This window comes from Paenibacillus sp. 203 (genome assembly GCF_037027525.1).
Classification (GTDB): Bacteria; Bacillota; Bacilli; order Paenibacillales; family Paenibacillaceae; genus Paenibacillus; species Paenibacillus polymyxa_B.
In genome coordinates, this window is sequence record NZ_JAXCHD010000011.1 from 1 (window position 1) to 11,393 (window position 11,393).

Consider the following 11,393-nt stretch of genomic DNA (forward strand, 5'->3'; position numbering starts at 1 on the left):
CACCTACTATAACTCAATTCGGATTCAAACGAAACTAAATAACCAGTCGCCGGTAGATTACAGGCGACTGGCTGCTTAAACTTGAAAGGTGTTTTGATCCCTGTCTCACAAACGGGGGTCAGTCCCAAGGGTACCAGGGACTTATATCCTATCTTGTTCTAACCGATATACATGTAACAGGGAAATTAGGTTGGTTACCAGCAGGAGGAGATTTGATGTTGGTGCATGGTAGAACACGTAGGGGTAACTTGTACATCCATACCAGCGGTTTTCACAAAATTGGAGATTATCGGGAAGAATATTCTGTAGCACCGGGTGATCGGCTGATGTCTAGACTGTCCAAGCGGATCTACACCATTGTATCCGTACATCTTGGTGAAGAGGCGTATGCCGATATTGATCTAGAAGAGGTTATCAGAAATAGTTAGAGAGCTTTATTTGGATTTAGTATAAAAAAAGCTTCCACTTTGCTCTTAGAGCGAAGTGGAAGCTTTTTTCTTTCAGCGGAGGGACTCATGAAGAAGGTCTCGTGTGATGATATTATTTTGGTTCATAAAATGTCTGATTGCTGCTTGTGAATTGGTTGCAGACAGCTCCTTTCCCCATGTCATGGCATAGGCCCAGGCTGGCTGGTTTTGCAGCACCTTCGCACTCGGCAGAATATCACTTTCTCCGATTCCCATAGGCTTGCCCTGCGCAAGCTTTAGCAATTCAGTGTAATAGGAGGATTTATAATCATTATTATAGATATCAGCTGCAAGAATATCTACCCGGTTAATACCTGGGAAGGACAGATTATAGGGAGTGCTATATGCGTTTGGAGCATTGGGACTCCACACCCACAACAGGTTATCCAGATGATGGACATGAGTGAACCGATCATACATTAGATTCCACAACTTAGCGTAATTTTGCTTGTTCCCCCACCAAAACCAGTTGCCGTTCATCTCATGATAGGGTCTCCATAAAACAGGTACATCCGCGTCTCGTAAAGTCTTAAGGGACAGAGCCACCTCATCCAGATCGGCGATCAGTTGTTTATATTGCGGGGTACCCGGTGTGATGTAACGATTAAATTCAGCTTGAGTTATTTTTGCTTGTACATTTTTCCACGTTTTGGGTGTGCCCGGTAGCGCCTGATGGAAGGTAATAGCTACGATTCCGCCGTCCTGACTCCATTGGATAGCACTATCCACAACATGCTGACGTTGCTCTTGTAGGGCCGTACGGGACTGATTAGCTAATCCTCCAAACTCATAGCCGTGAAGTCCTGCGTATTGTCCGCTGATTTGTTGTAGCTTGTTATTTTGTTCATCCGGTGCCTCTAAGTAATCATGCTGCCCGGAAATTAGCATATCATCCGGTACATTAGATAGGTAGGCGAGTAATTGCTTAGCTTTGGTAGAGGCCTGAACATTAATTGGCGGGGCGGCATCGGCAACAATGAATGATTGCTGAGAGCCGCTGAAGAGTAAAACAAGCATTAGTAGTAGCACCCTCTGTAACCAAAAGCGTGTTGAGTGAGATTTCATGGCGCTCCTCCTTTGATGCATGGTAATGGGATTAGTATTTTTCTTTTTGCTTTCTAAGCTGTATATAGGCGCTAATAATAATCACCAGCAGACTAATCGTGGCCCATCCATTGAATTCCTGTGAGTGTATCCAGTTGTCCCATATAAGGAAGCCTAAAATTACAACGAGCAAACCCATTGCAAGATACATTTTGGTTTGTGCTGGACGTTGGGTGCGTTTTGAAATCCAATGTATGATGCCGAAAACGATGGCTGCCTGAAATAAAAATATGCCCATTATCATTAAACTTGCTATAAAGATTGGGGACATAGGTATCCTCCTCCTGGGTTTACAAACAGAATATGCAGGTTGTAACCGGGATGTGGATTATTGGATGTAAATTTAATTGCAATTGGAATAAACAGTTGAGCGCTGGTTACGATCTTGAACATGTTGACTAAATTATACCATAACTACCGTCCTGCAATGAAAGACGTCTAAATACCCACTCTACCTTGATTCGACATCATACTTTATATTCAGCGAAATATTGACATATGGATATGCACTTCACATATATGAAGTTGCAATCAGAAATATGTGGTAAGTATATGCATAAAAGCACCGCGAAATCGACGGAAAAGTTTGGTAAGATTAAAGTGGATTGAAAAGGAGGTACTCTTATGAATGAAGAAAACAGACCATTCTCTAGATCAGCAGATGCTGAAGGAGCCAAAGCGAACTTTGATGCCAATCAGCGGAAGCTTCACTCCGAGGGAGTGCCTAGCTTATGGCGTCAGGTCAGCAACCTGCTGATTCTAGTTGGCGTGATTGCATTGATTATCATTTTAGCTCGAGTGCACTAATTGAGATATCCAAAAAAAACGAAAAGAATTTGAAGAATTAGGGATGTGAAATGGTGTTAAAGGCAGCTTTACTTTTTATATTGGCTGGCATCGCTGAAATTGGAGGAGGATATTTGATTTGGCAGTGGCTGCGTGAAGGTAAGACATGGTATGTCGGACTTTGCGGCGGAGTAATTTTGGCTGTGTATGGAATCATCGCTACCTTTCAGGTTTTTTCCTCCTTTGGGCGTGTATATGCAGCATACGGAGGTGTCTTTATTGTTCTTTCCATCGCATGGGGCTGGTGGATTGATAAAAAGACACCCGACTTGTACGATTTCATTGGTGGATTGATTTGTTTGGTCGGTATAGCTGTAATCCTGTTTCCGCGATCAGGGTGATAGGACGAAAAACCCTTTTTTATTTTCGAAAACATGACTATAGGTCTAAAAAAATAAGCTTCATATTCCGAAATAGAACTTAAGGAGGGGGTTCTATGAACTGGAATCAAATGAAGCTTAGATTGAAATTTGGCAGTACTATGCCGAAGAATGAAGGTAATTTCTCTTTTGGTATCATGTGTGGACTCTTAATCAGCATCGTGCTGTGGATCTCGATCATTGGCTGGATTATGCTGATCTTTAAGTGATTTTACGAAATCACTGTACATATCAAAGCAAATAAAATTAAGGGCTGCTCACAAACCTGTGCCCTATTACCCATGCTTTATTTTGTGAAATCGTTACGTAACTTGTCTATCCCGCGACCTATGGCTTCATCAATCATATCGGTAGCAGCAGGTGTATCTGCATCGGTGTCAGGAATGCGATTAAATCCTGGCTCGCGCTTGTCGAGGGATTGTTTATGTTCGATTTGATCGTCAGTACGATTTTTTTCAGAGTTATTATCTCTCATAGCACATCACAGCTCCTTTTATTAGGTACATTCAGCTTCTATACTTTACATAAACGCTTGTGCTCCAGACTAAACGTTGATAAAAATAAAACCGGGAGGGACTAAATCCCACCCGGCACTTCCCAAACAACTAGCGATGCTCAATCAGATCAATCGCTCCCAGAACAACATGAGCCAGTCCGAAACCGAGAATGCCTGTAGCTGCAAGTTTGTACTTACTGCTCAGCAACACAGCGCCTGAAGCCGATACTACCGTTCCAAGAACAGCTGGAATCATACCTTCACGCATTCGTAACACCCCTTCTGGTAGTTTGGAAAGACGTTTATTAGTGTAATTCAAATGTGCACAAGTTATACAAAAAGAGAAATTTATTATTTTTTAAAAAAACACTTTACAATTCGATAAAATTATCGTATTATATGTTGGTGCCCAATTGAATGACATTTACATAACGAGAACACTTCTTAATCAGATGCATGTTTCTCAGATACTTGTAAGACAAGTAAGTGTAAAGATTAGCGTTCCTAAATTTATGCCGGGGTGGCGGAATTGGCAGACGCACAGGACTTAAAATCCTGCGGTAGGTGACTACCGTACCGGTTCGATCCCGGTCCTCGGCATCCTTGAATTACCACGGACACATCAAAGTTAAATGAACGAAAATAATGAGAGATCTTGTAGCTGCAGTGGAGCATTCAGCAGGTACGCAGGATCAACAAAAAACGTCTCACCGTTAACATACGGAGAGGCGTTTTTTATTTTGGCAAGATTAAGCGATCTTGTAACAGAGAGTCGGAGCCTTTCTATTGCATCAATGGTTATAATCGTAGGTACCACGAAATGGGGGCTTTATAATTGAGTGTAAATTATCTCCAAAAATGAAGAGGTATAAATCCTTCAAACAGAATGTTGTTGTTTTTAATTAATCATTGGGAAGGTGGTTCAGTGAAGCTGATATGAATCTGACTTATCATATGGAACAGTTAAGAGTTTGTTTTATGAATTTCATTAACTATGTATATTTTGTAATGGATGAGAAAACAAGAGACATAGCTATTGTTGACCCATCATGGGATTTATTGAATGTAGAATCCTATCTTCAACAATTGAATGGCGATCTCAAAGCGATACTATTAACTCACTCACATTGGGATCATATTAATTTGGTAAATCCACTCCTGGAAAAATATAACCCGCAAGTATTCATGTCAATAAACGAAATCGATTTTTATAATTTTAGATGTAGAAATTTACATTCAATTAAAGACAAGGATTCAATCCAGGTTGGTGAAACGGAAATCAAAAGTCTTTTGACCCCCGGACATACCGTGGGAAGTGTATGCTACCTGTTGTCAGATCGCTTATTTACTGGGGATACAATTTTCATTGAAGGTTGTGGCTTTTGTGACCCAAATGGAGGAGATCCGGTAGAATTATATAATAGCGTTCAAAAAATAAAGCGAGAAATTGATGACTCTATTCAAATTTATCCTGCTCATTCATTTGGTAAAGCGCCTGGTTTTACACTCAATCACCTCATGGATGAAAATATTTATTTTCAATTTACGAGTAAGGAATCTTTTATTAAATTTAGAATGCGTCCGAACCAAAAGGGACTGTTTGATTTCAAATGAGTCTGTAATGTGGTCCAGTTCTAATGGTGAGAGAAAATCTTGAATATAAAAAATAGTACATAACGATCTATCGCTTGTGTATGCCTCAGATGACTCAAGTTCACTAGTATAAAACACCCAGATCAGTTTTTTTATGAGCCGCTAGAAACATAAAAGCTGTACTCGAAAGATAATAATGACCTCAAATTGAGCCATTTTCAGAAAGGTTTGCGAATCCAATGATGAACCTGACCGTTCCCAATCAACTGTGAATTGACAGGGTTTGAGTAGAGGATTATAATGGAAAAACATTATTCCAATTATATGATTATATGAAAAATAAAGGAACTTGTCTGTGGTTAATCGCTGGCGGGTCACGTTAACCATTAATGAGGGATATATCGTGAGAGATTGTAGCTTATCAAGTAGGATAAGTGAAAGGGCGAAGCTATGTATATGGGTAGTAGACATTATAGAAGATGATTTGGCAGTACGTTTTTATAGGAGATGAGTTAAGTGAGCTGGTACGTGTTTTTTGTGCGAACGGGTAGGGAAGAACAGGTCAAGCAGCTTATTAATGAGTGGATGGATTCTGAAGTCTACAAACCCTTTATACCTCTCCAAGAGAGACTTTTTAAAGTAGCAGGAATAGTAAAGAAAGAATGGGCTCCTTTGTTCCCAAGCTATGTATTTATTGAGTCGAATTTACCTGACTTGCAGTTCGTAACCAGTACAAATTCAATGATTTGCACTTCTAGTGATATCATTCGTTTATTGAGATACTCGAAGTTTGAAGCTTCAATGAGAGATTCGGAGAAACAAATGTTAGAGAGTCTATGCAATGATAGCTATTGTATAGAATCATCAACTGGAATTATTGAAGGAGACAATATACGTATCCTAGATGGCCCACTCAAAGGAAGGGGGAGTATAGTTAAGAAAATAGATAGACATAAACGACAAGCGGTCATTCAGTTGGAATTTATGGGTGATATTAGGTTAGTAAGAGTAGCTTTGGAAATTATAAGTAAGGTTTAAAGTGGAGAACTTATGACGAGTTCATACTCCATGAGGAAGCTTTCAGAACCCATAAGGGATTTGAAGGTCTTTTTTGATTTGGACTGCTAAGTTAGTAGTTTACTAGGGGGGATATGCGTAGCCTCGTATGCAGAACAACTAATATTGAAGCGGGAAGATGCCGTGATGAAGGCGGCCGTTAGTTTTGTCCATGTAGATTATAACGCAGACGCTCCCCTTGATCGGGAAGTTTTTCATTCGGATGAGTGTAATTACTTCGAGAGTTTGGTATTCCATCGGCGGAAAACCAACTTTGTGCTTGGCAGGCTAAGTGCGAAACAAGCGGTTTCGGTGCTGTTAAGCGAGCCAAACCTGCGCAACGTAAGTGTGGAGACAGGTGTCTTTGGCCAGCCCATGCTTCGAATCAATGGTGTCCACAGTTACCAGGTGAGCATTGCCCATTGCAACTATATCGGAGCGGCTGTTGTTTTTCCCGAAGCGCATCCCATGGGCATTGATATTGAGAGGATTGATTCTAAGCGAAATAAGACAATTGAAAGCCAACTGACGACGGAAGAAATGGAAAGAATCTCTGTCGTGCGGGGAGTAGGGGAGTATTCAGCTTTATTGACGGTTTTTTGGACAGTGAAGGAGGCCCTGTCGAAAATATTGCGCACAGGTTTTACAACATCGCTGCATGTACTTGAAATGAATGAGACCAGATTGGTGGATGGATACTTCCAAAGTACATTTTCACATTTTCCACAATATGCTGCCCAGTCTTACCGGTTAGGTGACTATATCTGCACGATTGTAGCACCAAGGAAGACGGAATGGAGTATGAATACTTCTCGGATTTATGAGAAATTCAATGCAAGTTTTCATCGAAATCCGTTTATAGGTCATGCTTATTGAATACCGGGTTGTTGAGTTTTAAATCATTTATCTTTTAGGAGGATACCCATGCATAAGGAAGAAGTATTCGATATTGTTAAACGTTGTATTCGTGAAGTGCTTCCTGAATTACAAGATCACACGTTCGAGTATAGCGATCGGTTGGTGGATTTGGGTGCAGATTCAGTAGACCGGGCCGAAATTGTAAACAAGACAATGGAAACATTATCTCTTAATATTCCGCGTGTCGAATTGTCTGGCGTGAAAAATATAGGGGAATTGACAGATGCACTTTATGCGAAATTATGAAAAATTATGAAAAGTCTGAGTTATTCGTTACGGGGATTGGCGTGACTTCGGCGATTGGGCAGGGGAAGGCTGCTTTTGCCTCGGCGTTGTTCAAAGGGCAGCATGCATTTGGCTTCATGCAGCGCCCTGGCAGAAGAGGCGAAGCTTCATTTATAGGTGCGGAGCTGCCAACCTTGTCTTATCCGAAGGCATTATCCAAACGAATGTTACGTACAGCATCATTTTCGGGGCAGGTAGCCATGGTAACCCTTCAAGAAGCCTGGGATGATGCCCAATTGGATAACGTTGATCCTAGCCGTATTGGACTGGTGGTTGGAGGCTCCAATTTTCAGCAACGGGAGCTATTTCAGACCTATGAGGCCTATCGGGAAAAAATGTGCTTTGTACCGCCGACCTATGGGGTTTCCTTTATGGATACTGATTTGTGCGGACTATGTACCGAACAGTTCGGCATTCAGGGGTTAGCTTATACCGTCGGTGGTGCATCCGCTAGTGGACAAGTCGCAATCATTCAAGCAATTGAGGCAATTCAAGCAGATCGTGTTGATGTTTGTATTGCAATGGGGGCATTGATGGATATTTCGTATATGGAATGCCAGGCATTGCGGTCCTTGGGAGCGATGGGAAGCGACCGATATGCCGATGAACCTGCAATGGCGTGTCGACCATTTGATCAGTCGCGGGACGGGTTCATCTATGGGGAATCTTGCGGGGTTGTAGTCATAGAACGAGCCGATTCTGCCGTGAGGCGTCGGGAGGAACCTTATGCCAAACTTGCAGGATGGGATATGGGAATGGATCGAAACCGGAATCCCAATCCCTCTTACGAAGGCGAAGCCCGAGTGATTAGAAGAGCTTTGGAGAAAGCAAAGCTGCTACCGGAAGAGATTGATTATATTAATCCCCATGGGACAGGCTCGGTCGTTGGAGACGATATAGAAATAAAGGCATTACAGGATTGTAAATTGTCACATGCCTATATCAATGCAACCAAATCCATTATCGGTCATGGCTTGAGCGCGGCAGGAACGGTTGAAATTGTGGCTACTCTTTTACAAATGAAAGAGTCGAGACTTCACCCTACCCGTAATTTGGAGGAGCCTATCCATTTGGACTGCAATTGGGTGAAGAATGAGTCTGTACCAGCAATTATTCACAATACCATGAATCTGAGCATGGGATTTGGTGGAATCAATACTGCCATTTGTATGCAAAAATGTGAGTCGCGTATTTGAGAGAGGGGGACGATTATGGTTGTCGTGGGAATTGAGGCAATGAACGTTTTTGGTGGCTCTGCCTATCTGGATGTTATGCAATTAGCCCAACACAGGCAATTGGATCCTGCAAGGTTCGAAAATTTATTAATGAAAGAAAAGGCGGTTGCCCTGCCTTATGAAGATCCAGTTACCTTTGGAGTAAATGCGGCAAAACCGCTGGTGGACGCTCTTTCAGAAGCGGAAAAAAACCGAATCGAAATGCTTATCACCTGTACAGAATCAGGTATTGATTTTGGGAAATCAATCAGTACATATATTCACCACTATTTGGGGTTGAATCGGAATTGCAGATTATTTGAGCTCAAGCAAGCCTGCTATTCCGGTACTGCAGGACTCCAAATGGCGGTGAATTTTATTCTTTCTCAGGTCTCGCCAGGAGCAAAAGCGCTTGTAATTGCCAGTGATATTTCACGATTTATTGCTGCTGAAGGCGGGGATGTATTGAGTGAGGATTGGTCTTATGCTGAGCCAAGTGGAGGCGCAGGGGCCGTGGCAATGCTCATTAGTGAAAATCCTCATGTTTTTCAAATCGATGCAGGCGCTAATGGATATTACGGCTATGAGGTGATGGATACTTGCCGGCCGATTCCAGATAGCGAGGCTGGGGATGCAGATTTGTCTTTAATGTCCTATCTGGATTGTTGCGAGCAAGCGTTTTTGGAATATCAAAAACGGGTGAAAGGAGTGGATTATAAAGATACCTTTCAGTATCTTGCCTTTCATACTCCTTTTGGCGGAATGGTAAAAGGGGCGCATCGCACGATGATGCGAAGGTTGACTCAATCCAAACCAAATGAGATTGAGGCAGATTATTTACAACGTGTTAAGCCTGGATTAGCGTATTGCCAACGAGTCGGAAATATTATGGGGGCAACTTTGTACCTCTCCTTGGCAGGTACGATTGATCAAGGTACATTCGATGCTCCAAAGCGAATCGGCTGTTTTTCCTACGGGTCAGGCTGCTGCTCTGAATTTTATAGCGGGGTTGTTATGCCGCAAAGCCAGGAACATCTGCGGCGTTTTGAAATCGAGCGTAATTTGAATGATCGCTATCAGTTATCTATGGATGAATATGAATCCCTGCTAAAAGGCAGTGGCGCCGTACGATTTGGAACCCGCAACGCCAAGCTGGATTTTCAATTGATTCCGGGGGTCATAGCTTCCGGGAAAGGGAGACAGCGGTTGTATTTGGAAGAAATCTATGAATTCCACCGTAAATACAGGTGGGAATCATGAGTTATCAAACGATTCAGGTTCGCTTTCAAGAATCGATTTGTTATATTCGGTTTTACCGACCTGAGGCAAACAATACGATTAATAATACCCTCATCGAGGAGTGCTTGCATGTACTTGCACTGTGTGAGGAGTCGGTTACGATCGTAGTTTTGGAGGGTCTGCCAGAGGTGTTCTGTTTTGGGGCGGATTTTGAGGGAATGCGTGAAAAAGTGGAAAGTGGACAAGAACATGCAATGAGTCCAGAACCTATGTATGATCTGTGGTTAAAACTAGCAACTGGGCCTTATATCACGATTTCTCATGTGCGAGGAAAAGCAAACGCTGGTGGCGTCGGATTTATTGCTGCCAGCGATATTGTGATAGCTGACGAGACGGCACAGTTCAGCTTGTCAGAATTGCTATTCGGACTTTTTCCTGCTTGCGTCCTACCTTTTTTAGTCCGCAGGATTGGATTCCAAAAAGCGCATTATTTAACACTAATGACGCAGCCCGTTTCGGTTCAACAGGCCCATGTATGGGGATTGGTTGATGCGTACGATGCTCAGAGCGAGATGGTGCTACGCAAACATTTATTACGCCTCAGACGATTGACCAAGAAGGGGATCTTACGCTACAAGCGCTTTATGGATGAACTCAACGATTTGCGTCAATGTAAACCACTAGCGTTGGCGTCCAATCAAGAGGTGTTTTCAGATTCTCAAAATCTTAAAGGGATTTTCCGGTACGTTGAAACGGGGCAATTTCCTTGGATGGACTGATGACGTACGCCACAAGATGGGGATGTAGGAGGGAAGAAGATCATAATGTCACAATCCGTGGTTGAATTACTTGAAATCGAACGAGGTATTATTCAAGTGAAAATGCAAGATAGAGTTCATAAAAATACATTTACGCTTGAAATGACCCATGGACTAAGACAAGCGTTCAAGACGATCCAAGAAGATTCAACCTGCAAAGTCGTAATTCTAACAGGATACGATAATTACTTTGCCACGGGTGGGACGCAAGAGGGACTGTTGGCTTTACATGAAGGAATCTCGAAGTTTACTGATGAAAATATTTACTCTCTTGCATTGGGCTGTAAAGTTCCAGTGATAGCTGCCATGCAGGGACATGCGGTGGGCGGTGGCTTTGTAATGGGGCTATTTGCTGATTTTGTAGTCCTAAGCAAGGAAAGTGTGTACACAACTAATTTTATGAGATACGGATTCACACCGGGAATGGGTGCCACGTATATTATTCCTAAAAAACTAGGGTTCAGCTTGGGAGAAGAGTTATTGTTAAATGGGGGCAATTATCGAGGTGTTGAACTGGAAAAACGGGGAGTTCCGTTTCCGACCCTACCCCGCAAAGAAGTGATGGGCTATGTAATGGATCTTGCCCGGCAGCTTGCCGAGAAACCCAGATTTTCTTTAATCACGCTAAAGGATCATTTGGTTGCTCCACTCAGGGAACAGCTTCCCAAAATCGTAGAACAAGAGCTTATCATGCATGAGAAGACCTTTCATCAAGCGGAGGTTAAAGAACGAATTATCAACTTGTTTGGAAAATAACCAAATAGAGATTCGTTGAACGCCTTTGCGGTTGTTCATGCGAACCAGCAACGAGTGTGAAAGAAGCATATAGCCTTCCTCATCACTCGTTTTTTCTTTGATATATTTTAGCAGGCAACTCCTGGCAATGCTTCAAACGTGAATAATAGCTCAAAATGGACAGGGTGATAAGCCTTTAGCTCATGTTATATAAACTTTGTGTTTTGAGGAGTTGGTGGAGA

Annotated in this window: 17 protein-coding genes and 1 tRNA gene; 14 read left to right on the forward strand and 4 right to left on the reverse strand. The window is 42.4% G+C overall.

From position 1 onward, the window contains the following. Positions 1-22: 22 nt before the first annotated feature. Together WA407_RS26790 and WA407_RS21650 are read left to right on the forward strand one after the other, a co-directional pair. On the forward strand, positions 23-79 hold the full coding sequence (locus WA407_RS26790; protein WP_442952046.1) for a hypothetical protein: 57 nt from the start codon (positions 23-25) through the stop codon (positions 77-79). A gap of 136 nt (positions 80-215) precedes the next feature. Continuing rightward, positions 216-428, forward strand: coding sequence for a hypothetical protein (locus WA407_RS21650; RefSeq protein WP_336078342.1), 213 nt, complete (start codon positions 216-218; stop codon positions 426-428). Positions 429-500: 72 nt separating this feature from the next. Here the strand turns inward: WA407_RS21650 and WA407_RS21655 are convergent, their stop codons facing one another. Then, entirely contained in the window at positions 501-1,532 is a 1,032-nt protein-coding gene (locus WA407_RS21655; RefSeq protein WP_235309433.1) for a glycosyl hydrolase, read from the reverse strand. A 31-nt stretch (positions 1,533-1,563) separates the two neighbouring features. Further along, positions 1,564-1,842 (reverse strand): hypothetical protein, encoded by a 279-nt coding sequence (locus tag WA407_RS21660; protein WP_235309435.1) that lies wholly within the window; start codon positions 1,840-1,842, stop codon positions 1,564-1,566. 353 nt (positions 1,843-2,195) lie between these two features. Between WA407_RS21660 and WA407_RS21665 the strand changes: the two genes are divergently transcribed. The 3 genes from WA407_RS21665 (at position 2,196) to WA407_RS21675 (ending at position 3,006) form a co-directional block, all read left to right on the forward strand. Beyond that, positions 2,196-2,378, forward strand: coding sequence for a hypothetical protein (locus WA407_RS21665; protein WP_235309438.1), 183 nt, complete (start codon positions 2,196-2,198; stop codon positions 2,376-2,378). Positions 2,379-2,431: 53 nt separating this feature from the next. Then, positions 2,432-2,758 carry a YnfA family protein gene (locus WA407_RS21670; RefSeq protein WP_023989398.1) on the forward strand — a complete coding sequence of 109 codons (327 nt, stop codon included), beginning with the start codon at positions 2,432-2,434 and terminating at the stop codon, positions 2,756-2,758. Positions 2,759-2,853: 95 nt separating this feature from the next. Then, positions 2,854-3,006, forward strand: a complete 153-nt coding sequence (locus WA407_RS21675) for a hypothetical protein (RefSeq protein WP_165149143.1) — start codon at positions 2,854-2,856, stop codon at positions 3,004-3,006. Positions 3,007-3,083: 77 nt separating this feature from the next. Here WA407_RS21675 and WA407_RS21680 read toward each other — a convergent pair whose 3' ends face one another. Together WA407_RS21680 and WA407_RS21685 are read right to left on the reverse strand one after the other, a co-directional pair. After that, a complete protein-coding gene (locus WA407_RS21680; protein ID WP_023989396.1) occupies positions 3,084-3,272 on the reverse strand; it encodes a hypothetical protein in 189 nt (62 codons plus the stop codon). 130 nt (positions 3,273-3,402) lie between these two features. Continuing rightward, positions 3,403-3,561: a hypothetical protein gene (locus tag WA407_RS21685; RefSeq protein WP_013311032.1), complete on the reverse strand. Its 159-nt coding sequence runs from the start codon at positions 3,559-3,561 to the stop codon at positions 3,403-3,405. Between the two features lie 246 nt (positions 3,562-3,807). Here WA407_RS21685 and WA407_RS21690 point away from each other — a divergent pair. From WA407_RS21690 to WA407_RS21730, 9 genes are all read left to right on the forward strand, one after another. Beyond that, positions 3,808-3,893: transfer RNA gene (locus WA407_RS21690), tRNA-Leu, on the forward strand. Positions 3,894-4,229: 336 nt separating this feature from the next. Further along, a complete protein-coding gene (locus tag WA407_RS21695; RefSeq protein ID WP_336078343.1) occupies positions 4,230-4,907 on the forward strand; it encodes an MBL fold metallo-hydrolase in 678 nt (225 codons plus the stop codon). A 495-nt stretch (positions 4,908-5,402) separates the two neighbouring features. Next, positions 5,403-5,924 carry an antiterminator LoaP gene (gene loaP, locus WA407_RS21700; protein WP_254329810.1) on the forward strand — a complete coding sequence of 174 codons (522 nt, stop codon included), beginning with the start codon at positions 5,403-5,405 and terminating at the stop codon, positions 5,922-5,924. Positions 5,925-6,068: 144 nt separating this feature from the next. Then, the gene (locus WA407_RS21705) at positions 6,069-6,818 is read left to right on the forward strand and encodes a 4'-phosphopantetheinyl transferase family protein (protein ID WP_336078344.1); all 750 of its coding nucleotides are present in this window, start codon (positions 6,069-6,071) and stop codon (positions 6,816-6,818) included. A gap of 48 nt (positions 6,819-6,866) precedes the next feature. Beyond that, positions 6,867-7,106: an acyl carrier protein gene (locus WA407_RS21710; RefSeq protein ID WP_165178358.1), complete on the forward strand. Its 240-nt coding sequence runs from the start codon at positions 6,867-6,869 to the stop codon at positions 7,104-7,106. Then, entirely contained in the window at positions 7,103-8,341 is a 1,239-nt protein-coding gene (locus tag WA407_RS21715; protein WP_336078345.1) for a beta-ketoacyl synthase N-terminal-like domain-containing protein, read from the forward strand. The genes WA407_RS21710 and WA407_RS21715 overlap by 4 nt, the downstream gene beginning before the upstream one ends. A 15-nt stretch (positions 8,342-8,356) precedes the next feature. Further along, complete coding sequence (locus WA407_RS21720) at positions 8,357-9,619, forward strand: hydroxymethylglutaryl-CoA synthase family protein (protein ID WP_069289930.1); 1,263 nt, start codon at positions 8,357-8,359, stop codon at positions 9,617-9,619. After that, positions 9,616-10,377, forward strand: a complete 762-nt coding sequence (locus WA407_RS21725; RefSeq protein WP_061828470.1) for an enoyl-CoA hydratase/isomerase — start codon at positions 9,616-9,618, stop codon at positions 10,375-10,377. The genes WA407_RS21720 and WA407_RS21725 overlap by 4 nt, the downstream gene beginning before the upstream one ends. 45 nt (positions 10,378-10,422) lie before the next feature. Further along, the gene (locus WA407_RS21730; RefSeq protein WP_013310979.1) at positions 10,423-11,172 is read left to right on the forward strand and encodes a polyketide synthase; all 750 of its coding nucleotides are present in this window, start codon (positions 10,423-10,425) and stop codon (positions 11,170-11,172) included. The last annotated feature ends 221 nt before the right edge of the window (positions 11,173-11,393 follow it).

Bases quoted from the DNA above. Each gene is read 5' to 3' on its own strand.
- WA407_RS21710 (WP_165178358.1), top strand. From the start codon at position 6,867: ATGCATAAGGAAGAAGTATTCGATATTGTTAAACGTTGTATTCGTGAA.
- WA407_RS21665 (WP_235309438.1), top strand. From the start codon at position 2,196: ATGAATGAAGAAAACAGACCATTCTCTAGATCAGCAGATGCTGAAGGA.
- WA407_RS21720 (WP_069289930.1), top strand. From the start codon at position 8,357: ATGGTTGTCGTGGGAATTGAGGCAATGAACGTTTTTGGTGGCTCTGCC.
- WA407_RS21680 (WP_023989396.1), bottom strand. From the start codon at position 3,272: ATGAGAGATAATAACTCTGAAAAAAATCGTACTGACGATCAAATCGAA.
- WA407_RS21650 (WP_336078342.1), top strand. From the start codon at position 216: ATGTTGGTGCATGGTAGAACACGTAGGGGTAACTTGTACATCCATACC.
- WA407_RS21685 (WP_013311032.1), bottom strand. From the start codon at position 3,561: ATGCGTGAAGGTATGATTCCAGCTGTTCTTGGAACGGTAGTATCGGCT.
- WA407_RS21725 (WP_061828470.1), top strand. From the start codon at position 9,616: ATGAGTTATCAAACGATTCAGGTTCGCTTTCAAGAATCGATTTGTTAT.
- WA407_RS21715 (WP_336078345.1), top strand. From the start codon at position 7,103: ATGAAAAATTATGAAAAGTCTGAGTTATTCGTTACGGGGATTGGCGTG.
- WA407_RS21655 (WP_235309433.1), bottom strand. From the start codon at position 1,532: ATGAAATCTCACTCAACACGCTTTTGGTTACAGAGGGTGCTACTACTA.
- WA407_RS21675 (WP_165149143.1), top strand. From the start codon at position 2,854: ATGAACTGGAATCAAATGAAGCTTAGATTGAAATTTGGCAGTACTATG.
- WA407_RS21730 (WP_013310979.1), top strand. From the start codon at position 10,423: ATGTCACAATCCGTGGTTGAATTACTTGAAATCGAACGAGGTATTATT.
- WA407_RS21660 (WP_235309435.1), bottom strand. From the start codon at position 1,842: ATGTCCCCAATCTTTATAGCAAGTTTAATGATAATGGGCATATTTTTA.
- WA407_RS21695 (WP_336078343.1), top strand. From the start codon at position 4,230: ATGAATCTGACTTATCATATGGAACAGTTAAGAGTTTGTTTTATGAAT.